A 16236-nucleotide genomic window follows, 5' to 3' on the forward strand; every position below is an offset into this window, starting at 1 on the left:
AGGGCCGCGGACCGGGGGAGGCGCGCGGCCCTGGGGCGCGGGGCGGTTGAGGCGGGGGCGGGCGCGGGTCAGGCCGGGCTGCGCAGATCCTCGGCCTCGGGCACGTGGTCGAAGACCTCCGCGCCGGACGCCTCGGTGAGCAGATAGGCCTGCGCCTCGCCCACGTGGAAGTACATCCCGTGCAGCTCCAGCGCGCCCTCGCGCAGGGCGCGGGCGACCGACTCGTGGGCGCGCAGGTGCTCCAGCTGCTGAACGATATTGGTCAGGCAGAGCTGCTCGACCGCGTCGGCCGGCCGCCGCCCGGCGAGCCGTGCCCAGGGCCGGCTCTCGTCCGCCATCCGCTCCACACTCGGCTGCCCGTGCCGCAGCCAGCGCTTGAGCGGTGTCTGCGCGCCGCCGGGTTCGGAGCTGAGCAGGGCCTGCATCGCCCCGCACCCGGAGTGCCCGCACACGGTGATGTGCCGCACCTTCAGCACGTCCACCGCGTACTCGATGGCCGCCGCCACCGAGTCGTCACCGCTCTCCTCGCCGGGCAGCGGCACCAGGTTGCCCACGTTGCGGACCACGAAGAGGTCTCCGGGGCCGCTGGACGTGATCATCGAGGTGACGAGCCGGGAGTCGGCGCAGGTGAGGAACAGCTGCACCGGCCGCTGGCCCTCACGCGCGAGGCGCGCCAGCTCACCGCGCACCAGCGGGGCGGTACGCCGCTGGAACGCGCTGATGCCCCGGGCGAGTTGATGACCGCCGGTACGGGTGCTCGCACCGGTCGCGGTGGTGGTGGCGATGCTGGGGCTGTCCTGGGTGCGCGGTTCGGTGCGGGCTTCGGTGCCGGCTTCCGAGCTGGAGGGGCCACCGAAGTCGGCGTCTGCGCCTGGGCCGGTGAGGGCGCCGGGGCCGCCGGGACGGTGGGTGTCGGGGGTCTCTTCAGAACCGTCGGCACCTTCCTTCCCGCGGGGCATGTCCTGGTCCGCCAGGCCGTCCCGGCCCTGGGTGTCCTGTGAGCCCGAGCCCGCCGACTTCCGCGAGCCCTCCACGCCCTGCCGTTCTTCCTCCGGCCGGTCCGGGTCTTCGGAGCCGTACGCCCCTTCGGAGCCGTACGCCGACTCCGCCGGGCCCGGGCCGGTGCCCGCACCGGCACCCGACTCCTCCTGGGACCCGGGTCGTTCCCACTCGCACTGGTGGTTGCGCCACGGAGTCCACGGGCGGCACCGGCAGTCGCTCGAACCGGCCGCGTCCGCTGTCTCCGCCCCGGCGACGTCCTCCACCGGAGTGCCGGGCTCGGCGATGCGGATGCCGGCGCGGCGGCCGGTCAGCTGGACGGTGCCGCCTTGCGCGGTGTGCGTGTTCTGCCAGTCCTGGAGCGTCTCGAACGCCGCGTGGTCCATGAAGGAGCCGTCCAACTCCACGACCACGTCGGTGCCTTGCGGGACGAGGTGCAGGACCCGGCTCAGGCGGGGCACCGCGAGGAACGTCAACTGGCCTCGCACCTGGACGTGATGGACGCCGTTCTCCTCCGTGTGGGTGATGCGGGTGCGGGTCAGGCGGTGCATGGCGACGGCGACGGCCACGGCGATGCCGAGGGCGACGCCTTCGAGGACGCCGAACAGCACCACGCCGGTGGTGGTCGCGGCGTACACCAGCACCTCACGGTGACGGGTCACCGTGCGGATGTGGTTCAGGGACACCATCTGGATGCCGACGGCCATCACCAGGGCGGCGAGCGAGGCCAGCGGGATGAGCTCCAGCAGCGGGACGAGCAGCAGCGAGGCGACCACCACGAGAGCGCCGTGCAGCATCGTGGAGTTCCGGCTCACCGCGCCCGCGTTCACATTCGCCGTACTGCGCACCGCCACGCCCGCGACCGGGAGTCCGCCGAGGCTGCCGGAGACGATGTTCGCGGCGCCCTGGCCGAGCAGTTCGCGGTCGAGGTCGGAGCGCGGCACCCGGCCGGTGAGGCCGGGGCGGGCGGCGGCCAGCTTGTCGGTGGCGACCGCGCCGAGCAGCGACTGCACGCTGCACACCAGCGTGGTGGTGAGCACGGCGGCGATCAGACCGAGCACCGGCCCCTCGGGGAGTCCCGCCAGCGCGTGGTTGTTCCACGACGGCAGCTCCACCTTGGGCAGCGTGAGGCCGACGAGTGAGGCGGTCGTGGTGGCCCCGGCGACGGCGATCAGCGGCGCCGGCGCCTTGCGCAGCACCTTTCCGGTCCGGCCGGGAAGCCGTGGCCAGAGGAACAGCAGGGCCAGGGTGAGCGCGCTCGTGGACAGGGCGGCGGGGTGCAGGTCCGCCAGCTGGGCGGGCAGCGCCCGCAGGTTGTCGAGCACGGCGCTCTGCGGGGTGCCGCCCAGGACGATGTGCAGCTGGGCCATGGCGATGGTCACGCCGATGCCGGCCAGCATGCCGTGCACGATGGCGGGGCTGACCGCGAGGGCGGTGCGGGCCACCCGCAGACAGCCGAGGCCCAGCTGGGCCAGGCCCGCGAGGACGGTGATGGCGCAGGTCGTCCGCCATCCGTAGAGGTGGATGAGGTCGGCGGTGACCACCGTGAGCCCCGCGGCGGGGCCGCTCACCTGGAGCGGGCAGCCGCCGAGCCGGCCGACGACGATGCCGCCGACGGCGGCGGCGACGAGGCCCGCCTGGAGCGGCGCTCCCGTGGCGAGGGCGATGCCGAGCGACAGGGGCAGGGCGATCAGGAAGACCGCGATGGAGGCCGACACATCGGCTCCGGCGATCCGGAAGCGCCGCAGCCGCCGGGTGGGCGGGCTGTGCGGCTGGTGGTCGCGGTTCGACTGGTGGGGGTCGGTGGCGCGTGTGGGGGCGCAGGCTGACATGTTTTCCCGTCTCCTCCGGGCAGCGGTCGCGGAACAGGTCGGTCCCGCCGGGCGGCGGGTCGGTCGCGGCCGTGAGTCACGGCGTGCAGCGGCGGGATGAATCAACTCTCAGTAAACGAATCGTAATCAAGAGTAAAGGTCAGGCATGGATGATCCCGGCAAATAGGTCATCAAATCACTCCGGAGAGTGAACTGAGCCTTTGATCGGCTTGTCGTACTAATTCCTTCTCGGTCCCGTGCGACCTTGGCGGCGCTGTCGGCTTTTCCGGCATATCGCTGCACATCGCCCGAAACGCCCCAGCGGCGTCGGCTCGAGAGAAGGAAGTAGGTGGGCGGATGATGGCCGCCACCCAGAGGATTGCCGCGGGCGCCGTGGTCGCCGCGGCCTGTGCCGTGTCGCTCGCCGGCTGCTCGGCCGGTTCCGACGCGGCGAAGGAGGGGACCTCCGGGCCCCGCAAGCCGGAGGTGGCCCAGGCCCCCAAGAGCCCGTACCGGCTGATCGGCGACGGGTCCACGGCGTTCACCGGGGCCCAGCCGCACCTGCCCCGGCCGGAGCGGCTGAAGCCCGGCCAGCGGCCGCCGCAGTTCGTGGTCTTCTCCTGGGACGGGGCCGGCGAGGACAGCCAGCGGCTGTTCTCCCACTTCCGCAAGGTCGCCAGGGCGAACAACGCCACCATGACGTACTTCCTCAGCGGCGTGTACCTGCTGCCCGAGGACAAGGCCGACCTCTACAAGCCGCCGCAGCACTCACCGGGCCGCTCCGACATCGGCTTCAACGACCGGCAGGGCATCGCCGACACCGTCGAGCAACTGCGGCTGGCCTGGCTGGAGGGCAACGAGATCGGCACCCACTTCAACGGCCACTTCTGCGGCAAGGGCGGCGGGGTCGGCGAGTGGTCCGTGGAGGAGTGGAAGGACGAGATCACCCAGGCCAAGCACTTCGTGAAGTCCTGGAAGACCCACACCGGCATGACCAAGGCCGCGCCGCTGCCCTTCGACTACGACAAGGAACTGATCGGCGCGCGCACGCCCTGCCTGGAAGGCCGCGACAACTTCATGGCCGCCGCCCGCGAGCTGGGCTTCCGCTACGACACCAGCGGCGTCAACGACCAGGTCTGGCCCAGGAAGAAGGAGGGCCTGTGGGATCTGTCGATGCAGCTCGTGCCGTTCCCGGGCCACTCCTACGAGCAGCTGACCATGGACTACAACTTCATGGTCAACCAGTCCGGCACGACCACCCAGGGCGACCCCGACAAGTACGAGGCGTGGGGCGACCAGATGCGGGACGGCCTGCTCGCCGGCTTCCGGCGGGCCTACGACGGCAACCGCGCGCCGCTGATCATCGGCAACCACTTCGAATCCTGGAACGGCGGCACGTACATGCGCGCCGTCGAGGAGGTCATCGAGCGGGTGTGCACCAAGCCCGAGGTGCGCTGCGTCTCCTTCCGCCAACTGGCGGACTGGCTGGACGCCCAGGACCCGCAGACCCTCGCGAAGCTGCGCACCCTGAAGGTGGGCCAGGCCCCGAAGCAGGGCTGGCCGTCCTTCCTCTCCGCCCGCCCGGCCCCGGCCCCGAAGGGCGTACCCGGAGCCCCGGCGAACAAGGAGTAGCCACGGCGAACAAGGAGTAGCCCCGGCGGAGAAGGGATGACACCCGGAGCCGTCAGGCGTCGGGTGTCAGGCGTCAGGTGTCCGGTGTCAGGCGTTCGCCGTCTCGGTCTCGCGGAGCAAGAAGCCGGGGTCGACCTGGGCGGCCAGGTCGGCTCCGGTGCGCTCGTTGCCCCAGGATTCGGCGTTCTTCAGGTGGAAGTGGACCATCTGGCGGGTGTAACGCTCCCAGTCGCGCCGCTCGTACGTGGCGTCGGCGGCCGACTGGAGGGTGCGCAGGGCGTGGCGGTTGGCGTCCTCCAGGAGGTCGAACCGGGGCGGGCGGCCCTTCTCCATGGCGCGGACCCAGTCGGAGTGTCCGACCGTGACGAGCAGGTCGTCCCCGACCTGTTCCCGCAGGTAGTCGAGGTCGTCCTGGCCCTGCACCTTGTTGCCGACGACCTTCAGCTCGACGCCGAAGTCGCGGGCGTACTCCTTGTACTGGCGGTAGACGGAGACCCCCTTCCGGGTCGGCTCTGCGACGAGGAACGTCATGTCGAAGCGGGTGAACATGCCGGAGGCGAAGGAGTCCGAGCCCGCGGTCATGTCGACCACGACGTACTCGTCGCGGCCGTCGACCAGGTGGTTCAGGCACAGCTCCACCGCTCCGGTCTTGGAGTGGTAGCAGGCGACCCCCAGGTCGGCTTCGGTGAAGGGGCCGGTGACCATCAAACGGACGGCGCCGCCGTCGAGTTCCACCGTCCGGGCGCAGGCGTCGTAGACCGGATTGTCCTCGCGCACCCGCAGCAGCCGGGAACCCTCTCCGGGCGGCGTGGTCTTGATCATCGTCGCGGCGGAGGGGATGCGCGGATTGGTGCCGCGCAGATAGTCCTTGATCAGCGGTAGGTGGTCGCCCATCGCGGGCAGGGCGGCGGACTCCGTCTCGTCGAGGCCGAGCGCGACGCCCAGGTGCTGGTTGATGTCGGCGTCGACCGCGACCACCGGCGCGCCGGTGGTGGCCAGGTGGCGGATGAAGAGGGAGGACAGGGTGGTCTTGCCGCTGCCGCCCTTCCCGACGAAAGCAATTTTCATGTTCAGTAAGCCTAGTGACGGGGTACCGCGCGCGTGGGCCCGACGTGAAGAAGACCACTCCTTCGTGGGGTGGAGGGCTCCGGGTGCGTAATGTCGTACTCATGAGTACGACAGGCGCGACCGCCGATCCCCTCGCGGCCTTGGGCGCACTGCCCGGCGTCGCCGAGTCCGTGGAGTCCGTGCGCAAGGCCGTGGACCGGGTCTACGGGCACCGGATCATGCGGCGCCGCAGCAACGAGATCACCTCCGAGGCGGCCCTGCGCGGCGCCCGGGGCTCGGCGGCGCTGGCCGGCGCCGACTGGGCCCTGGAGGAGGTGCGCCGGCGTACCGACTTCAGCGGTGACGCCGAGTCCCGCACCATGGGCGCGGCGCTGCGGCTGACCGCCGAGGCGGGGCAACTGCTGTCCATCTGGCGGCAGTCGCCGTTGCGGGTGCTGGCCCGGCTGCACCTGGTGGCCGCGGCCGACAACGCCGACGAGGTGGGCCGGCCGCGCCAGGCGGGCGAGCCGGTCGACGAGCCGCTGATCGGGCAGCCGCTGCCGAGCGCCGCCGAGGTGTCGGCCCGGCTGGACGGGCTGGCGGAGGTGATCATCGCGGGCGGTTCGGCCCCGGCGCTGGTCACGGCCGCCGTCGTGCACGGCGAACTGCTCGCGCTGCGCCCCTTCGTCTCCCACAACGGCCTGGTCGCGCGCGCGGCCGAGCGGATCGTGCTGGTGGGCAGCGGGCTGGACCCGAAGTCCGTGTGCCCGGCCGAGGTCGGCCACGCGGAGCTGGGCCGCGAGGCCTATCTGACGGCGTTCGACGGCTATCTGTCCGGCACCCCGGAGGGCATGGCGGCCTGGATCGCGCACTGCGGCAAGGCGGTCGAACTGGGCGTGCGCGAGTCGACGGCAGTGTGCGAGGCGCTTCAGCGCGGAGCGGCGTAGTCCGGAAAAAGGAGCGCCGAAAAGGGTTGCGGCGGTACGAGCACTCGTACCGCCGCAGGCATGATCACCGAGTTACCAAGCGTCCTCGAATGTCGCCCATCAGGTCGGGGTCTTTGCCCTTACCTGGTGCGGCTGGCCCGTAATCGACGGGTCGACGTCGCGTGGGTGCCCGGTGTTCATGCTTCGGTCCGTGGGGCCAATTGCGTATCTAAGGTGATCCTCTCGGATGTCCTTGGTCTCGCGGGCCGTTGAGTCCTTTGTACTCCAGCGCGGCAACAAGCGGAAGTAGTGGCTCGACTTTTTACTTTTAGGTTCAAACAGGACTAAATATCGGCCCGGCGGCGGCTCGCGTACCAGACGAGTCCGGCGGTGGCCGCCGCCGCTCCTATTGCCGCCGCCGCGACCAGGGCGGGACGCGGCGGCACGGAGAAGGCGGGCAGCCGCTGCTTCAGCCGGACGGGGCGGTGGAAGTCGAGAACCGGCCAGCCGCGCGCGACGGCCTCCCGGCGCAGCGCCCGGTCCGGGTTGACGGCGTGCGGGTGGCCCACGGACTCCAGCATCGGCAGGTCGGTCGCCGAGTCGCTGTAGGCGTAGCAGCGGGACAGGTCGTAGCCCTCGGAGGCGGCGAGCTCCCGGATCGCCTCCGCCTTCGTCGGGCCGTAGGCGTAGTACTCGACCTCGCCGGTGTAGCAGCCGTCCTCGCCCACGACCATCCGCGTGGCCACCACGCGGTCCGCGCCCAGCAGCTCGCCGATCGGCTCGACCACCTCCGACCCGGACGTGGACACGATCACCACGTCGCGGCCGGCCGTGTGGTGTTCCTCGATGAGTGAGGCGGCCTCGTCGTAGATGAGCGGGTCGATGAGATCGTGCAGCGTCTCCGCGACGATCTCCTTCACCTGCTGGACGTTCCAGCCGCGGACGAGCCGGGACAGGTACTCGCGCGTCCGCTCCATCTGATCGTGGTCCATACCGCCCACGAGGAACACGAACTGGGCGTACGCGGTACGCAAGGCGGCCCTGCGGTTGATCAGCCCGCCTTGGTAGAAGGACTTGCTGAAGGTGAGCGTGCTCGACTTCGCAATGACCGTCTTGTCCAGGTCAAAGAAGGCCGCTGTGCGGGGCAAGGAGTGGTTTTCCACGACCCTGAGCATATGCGCAGCCCATTCGGCGTAAGGTGGGGCGCGTGGGTTTGCCTGAGAGGGCTCTCGGGTACACCATGGAAGTCACGGATCGTTCGCGACCGTGCTAACCCGGCCCGACTCCTCCCCCCCCGAGTCGGCCGTGGGGACGACCCCCGCTCTCCCCCCCCGGCGGGGGTCGTCGCATGTCCGGGCGGGTTTTTCGCTTCACGGCGCGCCTTGAGCGCCGCACTGGGACGGCTGCGGCCGTCCTCTTCGCATGCCCATGATCCATCACTCCGTGTAGTCGTCGGACTGCTCTGTGGAAGTCGCACAGGAGATGACGCGCGGGTGCTCGCGGCTCACCGGTATGGGTGATGGCGATATTCACAGGGATCGGGTTGTCCACAGTTTTCGACCAAGATCCACATCATTTCCGTGTTCGCCGCATCGTGTTTCCCATGCGCATCGCTCCGGCGAGTTCCAGGCCGGTTCCGTTTGCGGTGTGCGTATGGCCGGTTTCCGTCGCTCCGCTCATATGGGCGGCCGGATCACCGGTTCTTCATCCGTCGCCTGCGCGGGCCGCCGAGGTCCGCCGGCGACGCCATCGGGCAGCGAAGGGGGACATCCGCCATGGCCGGAACCATCACACACGAGAAGCCGTCCGCCGCCGGCGGGCGGCCGGGCAGGCCGCTGATCGTCACCGAGGACACCGATCTCCTCGACGACCTGCTGCGGCTGTGCGCGGCGGCCGGAGCCACACCGGAGGTCCGCCACGGCCCGCCCGAGCGCGGCGGCGGCTGGGAGGCGGCCCCGCTCGTCCTGGTCGGCGACGACGCCGCGCGGCGGGTGCGCGGCGCCCCGCGCAGAGGCGGAGTGGTGCTGGTCGGGCGGGACCAGGACGACCCGGGTGTGTGGCGGCGCGCCGTGGAGATCGGCGCCGACCACGTCCTGATGCTGCCCGACGGCGAGCAGTGGCTGGTCGACCGCATCGCCGACGTCGCCGAGGGCGTCGGCCGGCCCGCTCTCACCGTCGGCGTCATCGGCGGCCGGGGCGGCGCCGGCGCCTCCACGCTCGCGTGCGCCCTCGCCGTCACCTCCGCGCGGGAGGGTTTGCGCACGCTGCTGGTGGACGCCGACCCGCTCGGCGGCGGGCTCGACGTCCTCCTCGGCGGCGAGACCGCCGAAGGGCTGCGCTGGCCCGCCTTCGCCGCCTCGCGCGGCCGGGTCGGGAGCGGGGCCCTGGAGGAGTCGTTGCCGGAGCTGCACGCGCTGCGGGTCCTCAGCTGGGACCGGGGCGACTGCCTCGCCATCGCCCCGCAGGCGGTGCGGGCGGTGCTGGCCGCAGCGCGGCGCCGCGGCGGCACGGTGGTGGTCGACCTGCCCCGCCGGATCGACGACGGCGTCGCCGAAGTCCTCGCCCAGCTCGACATCGGCCTCCTCGTCGTCCCCGCCGAGCTGCGTGCGGTGGCGGCGGCCGGCCGGGTGGCCTCCGCCGTCGGCATGGTGCTGCGCGATCTGCGGGTCGCCGTCCGCGGGCCGTACGCCCCCGGACTCGACGACCGCGAGGTGGCCTGCCTGCTCGGACTGCCCCTCGCCGGGGAAGTGCCGGTCGAGTCCGGGCTCTCCCGCGCGGTCGAGGGCAGGGAGCCGCCCGCCGCGGCCGGCCGCGGACCGCTGGCGCGGTTCTGCAAGGAGTTCTGGGAGCGGGCGCTGGCCGAGGCGGGGGCGGCGTGAGCGGCGGGGGCGTGCGCGGTCGGGGTGATGTGAGCGGAGGGGGCGTGCGTGGCCCAGGCGGCATGAGCGGCGGGGGCGTGCGTGGTGCGGACGGTGTGGGTCGTGGCGGGGGCGTGCGTGAGGTGAACGGTGTGGGTCGTGGCGGGGGTGTGCGTGGCCGGGGTGGCTTGAGTGGGGGATACGGCGACGGATACGGGGGCGGGTACGACCGCGATGGCGGCGGTGAGGCCGGCCGTGGGCACGGGGGCGCGTACGGCGTTGGGTCCTCTGGGGCGGGGCCAAGCGGGGCGGTGACCCTGTCCGTGCCGCTGCTGGACGGAGTGCGGCAGTGGCTGGCCGAGCACGGGGCCGAGCCGACGCCCGCGCGGGTGGCGCAGGCGCTGCGTGAGCAGGGGCGGGTGCTCGGTGACGCCGAAGTCCTGGGCACGGCCGCGCGGTTGCGGTCCGAGCTGGTCGGCAGCGGACCGCTGGAGCCGCTGCTCGCCGATCCGTCGGTGACCGACGTCCTGGTCTCGGCGCCCGACCGGGTGTGGGTGGACCGCGGCGGCGGTCTGGAGCTGACGTCGGTGGCCTTCGCGGACGCGGGCGCCGTACGGCGGCTCGCGCAGCGCCTGGCCTCCGTGGCCGGGCGGCGGCTGGACGACGCCCGCCCCTGGGTCGACGCCCGGCTGCCCGACGGCACCCGGCTGCACGCGGTGCTGCCGCCGGTCGCGGTCGGCTGCACCTGCCTGGCGCTGCGGGTGATCCGGCCGCGCGCGTTCACGCTGGACGAACTGGTCGCGGCGGGCACCGTGCCGCCGGGCGGGGACCGGGTGCTGCGCGCGCTGCTGCGGGCCCGGCTGTCCTTCCTGATCAGCGGCGGTACGGGCAGCGGGAAGACCACCCTGCTCAGTGCCCTGCTGGGGCTGGTCGGGCCGGGGGAGCGGATCGTGCTCGCCGAGGACTCCGCCGAGCTGCGGCCGGACCACCCCCACGTCGTCCGGCTGGAGACCCGGCCCGCGAACCAGGAGGGCGCGGGCCTGGTCACCCTCGAGGACCTGGTGCGCCAGGCGCTGCGGATGCGGCCCGACCGGCTGGTCGTGGGAGAGGTGCGCGGGGCCGAAGTGGTGCACCTGCTGGCCGCCTTGAGCACCGGCCACGAAGGCGGCTGCGGCACCGTCCACGCCAACGCCGCCGCTGACGTGCCGGCCCGGCTGGAGGCGCTGGGCACCGCCGCCGGGCTCGACCGGGCCGCGCTGCACAGCCAGCTGGCGGCGGCGCTGTCGGTCGTCCTGCACCTGGTGCGCGACCGGACCGGGCGGCGCCGGATCGCCGAGGTGCGCGTGCTGGAGCGGGACCCGTCCGGGCTGGTGCGCACGGTGCCGGCGCTGCGCTGGAGCGCCTCCGGGTTCGTCCGCGAGCGCGGCTGGCAGCGGCTGCGGGAGCTGCTGCGGGACGAGTGGAGAGAGGAGAGCGGTGATCAGCGGGTGGCGCGCGGGGAGCGCGCAAGAGGCGTACGTGAGGCGGTCGTAGCGACCGAGGGACTGGTGGGAGATGGGTGATTCGGCTGTGCGAGAGACGGCGATGAGTGCGGCGGTGCTGTGCGCGGGGGCCGCGGCCTGGGTGATGGGCGGGCCCCACGCGGGGGCCCGGCGGGCGCGGCTGCTGCTCGCCGGCGGCGGCGTGGTGGGCACCGGGCCGCCACCCGTGCCGAGGCGGTGGGCGGCGCTCCCGCGGCGGGTGCGCGGGCGGCTGAGGCCCGAGTGGTGGGCGGTGGTCGCCGGACTGCTGCTCGCGGTGCTGGGCGCCTCGGTGGTGCCGGTCGTCGCGGGGGCGGCCGGGGTGCCGCTGCTGCGCCGGGCGCGACGGGCCCGGGAGGCGCGACGGGACCGGGAACACCGGGGGGACGCGGTGATCGCCCTGTGCGGGGCGCTCGCCGGGGAAGTGCGGGCCGGGCGGCAGCCGGGCGAGGCGCTGCTGCGGGCCGCGCGGGACACCGAAGGGCTCGCCGACGCCCAGGCGGCGGTGCTGGCGGCGGCCCGGTTCGGCGGCGAGGTGCCGGACGCGCTCGCGGCGGCGGCCCGCCGGCCGGGGGCCGACGGGCTGCTGGGACTCGCCGCGTGCTGGCGGGTCGCCGTGGACCACGGCGCGGGACTCGCGGCCGGACTCGACCGCCTGGAAGCGGCCCTGCGCGCCGAACGCGACCAGCGCCTTGAGCTGCGCGCCCAGTTGTCCGGCGCCCGCGCCACCGCGGCGATGCTCGCCGCGCTCCCGGTCCTGGGCCTGCTGCTGGGCACCGCGCTCGGCGCCGACCCGCTGCACGTGCTGCTGCACACCGGGGCCGGACTGGGGTGTCTCGTGCTCGGCGCGGTGCTGGAGGGCGTCGGCGTGTGGTGGGTGCTGCGGATCGTCCGGGGAGCGGAGGAGGCGTCGTGAGCGCGGAAGTCGTCCACAGGCTGGGGGTGCTGCTGGGGACGGCGCTGGTGCTCGGGTGGCTCGTGGGACGGGTGGCCGCGGTGCGGCACCGGCGCCGGGTGCGGCGACGGCTGGCCGGCCTGCCGGCCCCGGAGATCCGGGCGCCGAGACGGCGTGCGGACGTGCCGGGCGCGGTACGGCGCCTGCTGCCCGGCGTGGCCGTGGCGGCGGCCGGATGGGTGCTGGTCGGCGGCGTACCGGGGGCCCTGGTGGGTCTGCTGGCGGCGGTGGCGCTGCGGCGGTGGCGCCGGCGAGAGCAGCGGACGGCGGCCGGCGCGGCGGCCCGTGGGGTGCCCGACGTCCGCGCGGCGGCCCGGCAACTGCCGCTGGCCGCCGACCTGGTGGCCGCCTGCGTCGCCGCCGGTGCCGCCCCGGTGACGGCCGCGCAGGCCGTGGGGGAGGCCCTGGGCGGGCCGGTCGGCCAGGCGCTGGCGAGGGGCGCGGCGGAGGTGCGGCTGGGTGGTGAACCCGCCGAGGCGTGGCGGGCGTTGAGCGCGCTGCCCGGCGCCGGGGGCCTCGCACGGCTGCTGGAGCGGGCCGATGTCTCCGGGATGCCCGCCGCCGGGCCGGCCGCCCGGCTCGCGGCCGACGCCCGCGCGGGCTGGGCGCGCTCCGCGACGGTGCGGGCCCGGCGCGCGGCGGTCCTGGTCACGGCACCGGTGGGGCTGTGCTTCCTGCCCGCGTTCCTCGCGGTCGGCGTCCTGCCCGTGGTGATCGGCATGGCGGGCGAGGTGCTGGGCGGGGGTGGTGGATGAGCGGCGACGGCCCGGCGACGGCGAGGACAGGCAGGAAGACTCTGAAGGAGATCGGTATGAGCAAGGTGGTACGGGCACGGATGCGGGCCCTGGTGAGGTTGGTACGCGGGAGGGGCGGTGCCCGGAAGGACGCCGGGATGGTCACGTCCGAGTACGCGGTGGGCATCGTCGCGGCGGCGGCTTTCGCGGTGGTGCTCTACAAGGTAGTGACCAGCGGCCAGGTCAGTGCGGAGCTGCAGAGCATCGTGAAGCAGGCCCTCGATGCGCGGATGTGAGCGGCGCGGGGCGCACCGGGACGACGGGTTCGTGACGGCGGAGTCGGCCGTGGTGCTCCCGGTGCTGGTGGCGGTCGCGATGGCACTGGTGTGGGGGCTGCTGGTGATGGCCGCGCAGATCCAGTGCGTGGACGCGGCCCGCACCGGCGCCCGTGCGGCGGCCCGCCAGGACTCCGCCGACGCGGTCGTCGCGGTGGCCCGCGAGGCGGCACCGCGCGGCGCGAAGGTCACGGTCGCCCGGGAGGGGGACCGGGTCAGGGTCGTGGTGGCCGTCGCACCGCCGGTGCTGGGCGATCTGCCGTTCGAGGTACGGGAGGAAGCCGTGGCGTCGGTGGAGGAAGCGTCGACGCCGGGCCCGTGGGAGCCGGGCCCGGCGGCACCCGGCCCGGCGGCACCCGGCCCGTCGGTGCCGGGCCCGTCGGTGCCGGGTCCGTCGATGGGGGGAGGAGGGTCATGAGGAGCCTGGGCCGCCGCTGCGGGGACGACCGGGGGTCGGCCACCGTGTGGAGCGTGGGGGCGATCGCCGTGCTGTGCGTGGTGTTCGCTGTGGTGCTCGCCCTCGGGCAGGCCGTCGTGGCCCGGCACCGCGCGGCGGGCGGCGCGGATCTCGCCGCCCTGGCGGCGGCCGGCCACTGGACACGCGGCACCGCCGAAGCCTGCGCCCGCGCGGACCGGGTGGCCCGGGCCCAGGGCACCCGGCTCGTACGGTGCGTGCTCGTCGGCGAGATCTCCGATGTGTCGGTGGCGGCGGGCCCGGCGCCCTTCACGGCGGAGGTGCGGTCCCGGGCGGGCCCGCCGGGGACGGTTCCGGGCCTCCCGGCTCCGGCGGGGACCTTGCCGGCGGCCCCGGCCGGGCGGGGGTGAGCCGGGCTCTTCGGCCGGGTGGCCGCACGGCACGCGCCACGAAGCCCTACGAGCCTCCCGCCCCCGCTGGCGGTTCCTCCGGTTCCTCCGGCCCCTCCGCGCCCGGCGGCTTCTCCTCCGGTGCCCCCCGGAGCAGCACCGTGAGGAGCCGTACCGCGCCCCGCTTGTGCAAGGGGTCGTTGCCGTTGCCGCACTTGGGGGACTGGATGCAGGACGGGCAGCCGGCGTCGCACTCGCAGGAGGCGATGGCCTGGCGGGTGGCGGTCAGCCAGGCGCGGGCGGTGTGGAAGGCGCGCTCGGCGAAGCCCGCGCCGCCGGGGTGGCCGTCGTAGACGAAGACCGTCGGCAGCAGGGTGTCGGGGTGCAGCGGGACCGACACGCCGCCGATGTCCCAGCGGTCGCAGGTGGCGAACAGCGGGAGCATGCCGATCGACGCGTGCTCGGCGGCGTGCAGCGCGCCGCCGAGGATCTCCGGGTTGACGCGGGCCTCGTCGAGCTGGTCCTCGGTGACGGTCCACCACACCGCGCGGGTGCGCAGCGTACGAGGAGGGAGGTCGAGTCTGGTCTCGCCGAGGACCTCGCCGGTGATGATGCGGCGGCGGAGGAAGGAGACGACCTGGTTGGTGACTTCGACGGAGCCGTAGCAGAGGCGGCCCTGGCCCCAGGGGATCTCGGTGTCGGTCTCCAGGATGGAGATGGTCGTCGTGTCCCGGGCGACCGTGGTGTAGGGCGGGTTGGCCTCCTCGACCAGGGCGACCGAGTCGTCCAGGTCGAGCGAGCGGACGAGATAGGTGCGGCCCTGGTGGAGGTGGACGGCGCCCTCGTGGACGGCGGCGTGCGAGGCGGCCTCGTCGACCGTGCCGAGCAGCCGGCCGGTGCCGGCCTCGACGATCTGCACGGGGCGGCCGCCACCGCCGCGGATGTCGGTGAGGTCGGCGGCCCGCTCCCGGCGGGTCCAGTGCCAGGCCCTGGTACGGCGGCGCAGCAGCTTCGCGGCCTCCAGCTGCGGCAGCAGCCCCTCAGCCTCCGGTCCGAACAGCGCCAGGTCGTCCTCGGTCAGCGGCAGCTCCGCGGCGGCGGCGCACAGGTGCGGGGCGAGGACGTACGGGTTGTCGGGGTCGAGGACGGTGGACTCCACGGGCCGGTCGAACAGGGCCTCGGGGTGGTGGACCAGGAAGGTGTCCAGCGGGTCGTCGCGGGCCACCAGGACGGCCAGGGCGCCCTGCCCGGCGCGGCCCGCGCGGCCGGCCTGCTGCCACAGGGACGCGCGCGTGCCGGGGTAGCCGGCGATGACGACCGCGTCGAGGCCGGACACGTCGATGCCCAGCTCCAGGGCGGTGGTGGCGGCGAGGCCGAGGAGTTCGCCGGAGTGCAGGGCGCGTTCCAGGGCGCGGCGTTCCTCGGGGAGGTAGCCGCCCCGGTAGGCCGCGACACGCCGGGCCAGCGAGCGGTCGATCTCGGTGAGCCGTTCCTGGGCGATGACCGAGATCAGCTCGGCGCCGCGCCGGGAGCGGACGAAGGCGACCGAGCGCACCCCCTGGAGGGTGAGGTCGGTGAGCAGGTCGGCGGTCTCGGCGGTTGCGGTACGGCGGACCGGGGCGCCCTTCTCGCCCTGCATCTCGGTGAGCGGGGGCTCCCACAGGGCGAAGACGAGCTCCCCGCGCGGGGAGGCGTCGTCCGCGACCTCGACGACCGGCACCCCGGTCAGCCGGCGGGCGGCGACCGCGGGCTCGGCGGCGGTGGCGGAGGCCAGCAGGAAGACGGGGTCGGCGCCGTAGCGGGCGCACAGGCGGCGCAGCCGGCGCAGCACCTGGGCGACGTGGGAGCCGAAGACGCCGCGGTAGGTGTGGCACTCGTCGATCACGACGTACTTGAGCGCCTTCAGGAAGGAGGCCCAGCGCGGGTGGGACGGCAGTATGCCGCGGTGCAGCATGTCGGGGTTGGTGAGGACGTAGGTGGCGTACTGGCGGATCCACTCGCGTTCCTCGTACGGCGTGTCGCCGTCGTACACGGCCGGCCGGACGGCATGGCCCAGAGGTTGTGAAAGTTCCTTCACCGAGCGGCACTGGTCTGCCGCGAGCGCCTTGGTGGGGGCCAGGTAGAGGGCGGTGGCGCCGCGGCCGTTCGGGGCCTCGGAACCGTCCAGCAGGGTGGAGAACACCGGGACCAGATACGCCAGGGACTTCCCCGAGGCGGTGCCGGTGGCGACGACGACCGAGTCGCCGTCCAGGGCGTGCTCGGCGGCGCGTGCCTGGTGGGCCCACGGGTGCTCCACGCCCGCCGCCCGCACCGCGGCGACGACCTCCGGACGGATCCGGTCCGGCCAGACGGCATGGCGACCCTCACGTGGGGGCAAGTGCTCCGTATGAGTGATGCGCGAAGCCCGGCTCGGCCCCGAGGCCAGCCGGTCCAGGACCGTGCCCGGCGCGAGGCGGGACACGGGGTCCGTCGGGGGTCGATCGGATCGGTGATTCTCGGCCATCGGCTCCGAGTGTGTCACTGGCGTGACGGACAATGGGACCAAGGCGTCGTGCACGCCTGCCGGTAAGTGATTGAATGCCATCGCGGCTGGCGAAGCGTCTTGGGGGCCGAAA

13 protein-coding genes are annotated in these 16236 nt (G+C 73.9%); 9 read left to right on the forward strand and 4 right to left on the reverse strand.

Features of this window, described 5'->3' with window-relative positions:
• Window positions 1–68: 68 nt before the first annotated feature.
• Window positions 69–2831: a SulP family inorganic anion transporter gene (locus AB0K92_RS04115; protein WP_365919174.1), complete on the reverse strand. Its 2763-nt coding sequence runs from the start codon at window positions 2829–2831 to the stop codon at window positions 69–71.
• Window positions 2832–3170: 339 nt separating this feature from the next.
• Here AB0K92_RS04115 and AB0K92_RS04120 point away from each other — a divergent pair, with 339 nt between their 5' ends.
• A complete protein-coding gene (locus tag AB0K92_RS04120; protein WP_365919176.1) occupies window positions 3171–4442 on the forward strand; it encodes a hypothetical protein in 1272 nt (423 codons plus the stop codon).
• 87 nt (window positions 4443–4529) lie between these two features.
• Here the strand turns inward: AB0K92_RS04120 and AB0K92_RS04125 are convergent, their stop codons facing one another.
• Window positions 4530–5510 carry an ATP-binding protein gene (locus AB0K92_RS04125; protein WP_365919178.1) on the reverse strand — a complete coding sequence of 327 codons (981 nt, stop codon included), beginning with the start codon at window positions 5508–5510 and terminating at the stop codon, window positions 4530–4532.
• A 101-nt stretch (window positions 5511–5611) separates the two neighbouring features.
• Between AB0K92_RS04125 and AB0K92_RS04130 the strand changes: the two genes are divergently transcribed.
• Entirely contained in the window at window positions 5612–6436 is an 825-nt protein-coding gene (locus AB0K92_RS04130; protein ID WP_365919180.1) for an oxidoreductase, read from the forward strand.
• Window positions 6437–6759: 323 nt separating this feature from the next.
• Here AB0K92_RS04130 and AB0K92_RS04135 read toward each other — a convergent pair whose 3' ends face one another.
• Window positions 6760–7590: an HAD family hydrolase gene (locus tag AB0K92_RS04135; RefSeq protein WP_166000964.1), complete on the reverse strand. Its 831-nt coding sequence runs from the start codon at window positions 7588–7590 to the stop codon at window positions 6760–6762.
• Between the two features lie 600 nt (window positions 7591–8190).
• On the opposite strand from AB0K92_RS04135, the gene ssd reads away from it, so the two are divergent.
• The 7 genes from ssd (at window position 8191) to AB0K92_RS04170 (ending at window position 13642) form a co-directional block, all read left to right on the forward strand.
• The gene (gene ssd / locus AB0K92_RS04140) at window positions 8191–9294 is read left to right on the forward strand and encodes a septum site-determining protein Ssd (protein ID WP_365919183.1); all 1104 of its coding nucleotides are present in this window, start codon (window positions 8191–8193) and stop codon (window positions 9292–9294) included.
• Window positions 9295–9590: 296 nt separating this feature from the next.
• Window positions 9591–10835: a TadA family conjugal transfer-associated ATPase gene (locus tag AB0K92_RS04145; protein ID WP_365919404.1), complete on the forward strand. Its 1245-nt coding sequence runs from the start codon at window positions 9591–9593 to the stop codon at window positions 10833–10835.
• Window positions 10828–11709 (forward strand): type II secretion system F family protein, encoded by an 882-nt coding sequence (locus tag AB0K92_RS04150; RefSeq protein ID WP_365919185.1) that lies wholly within the window; start codon window positions 10828–10830, stop codon window positions 11707–11709. The genes AB0K92_RS04145 and AB0K92_RS04150 overlap by 8 nt, the downstream gene beginning before the upstream one ends.
• Window positions 11706–12503, forward strand: coding sequence for a type II secretion system F family protein (locus AB0K92_RS04155; protein WP_365919187.1), 798 nt, complete (start codon window positions 11706–11708; stop codon window positions 12501–12503). The genes AB0K92_RS04150 and AB0K92_RS04155 overlap by 4 nt, the downstream gene beginning before the upstream one ends.
• A gap of 56 nt (window positions 12504–12559) precedes the next feature.
• Window positions 12560–12778, forward strand: coding sequence for a DUF4244 domain-containing protein (locus AB0K92_RS04160; RefSeq protein ID WP_365919189.1), 219 nt, complete (start codon window positions 12560–12562; stop codon window positions 12776–12778).
• The gene (locus AB0K92_RS04165; protein WP_365919191.1) at window positions 12765–13235 is read left to right on the forward strand and encodes a TadE family type IV pilus minor pilin; all 471 of its coding nucleotides are present in this window, start codon (window positions 12765–12767) and stop codon (window positions 13233–13235) included. The genes AB0K92_RS04160 and AB0K92_RS04165 overlap by 14 nt, the downstream gene beginning before the upstream one ends.
• Window positions 13232–13642: an Rv3654c family TadE-like protein gene (locus AB0K92_RS04170; RefSeq protein ID WP_365919193.1), complete on the forward strand. Its 411-nt coding sequence runs from the start codon at window positions 13232–13234 to the stop codon at window positions 13640–13642. Before AB0K92_RS04165 ends, AB0K92_RS04170 begins: the two co-directional genes overlap by 4 nt.
• A gap of 46 nt (window positions 13643–13688) precedes the next feature.
• Here the strand turns inward: AB0K92_RS04170 and AB0K92_RS04175 are convergent, their stop codons facing one another.
• Window positions 13689–16205 (reverse strand): DEAD/DEAH box helicase, encoded by a 2517-nt coding sequence (locus AB0K92_RS04175; RefSeq protein WP_365919195.1) that lies wholly within the window; start codon window positions 16203–16205, stop codon window positions 13689–13691.
• Window positions 16206–16236 lie beyond the last annotated feature (31 nt).

The sequence above is a fragment of the Streptomyces sp. NPDC052687 genome, assembly GCF_040678395.1.
GTDB lineage: Bacteria > Actinomycetota > Actinomycetes > Streptomycetales > Streptomycetaceae > Streptomyces.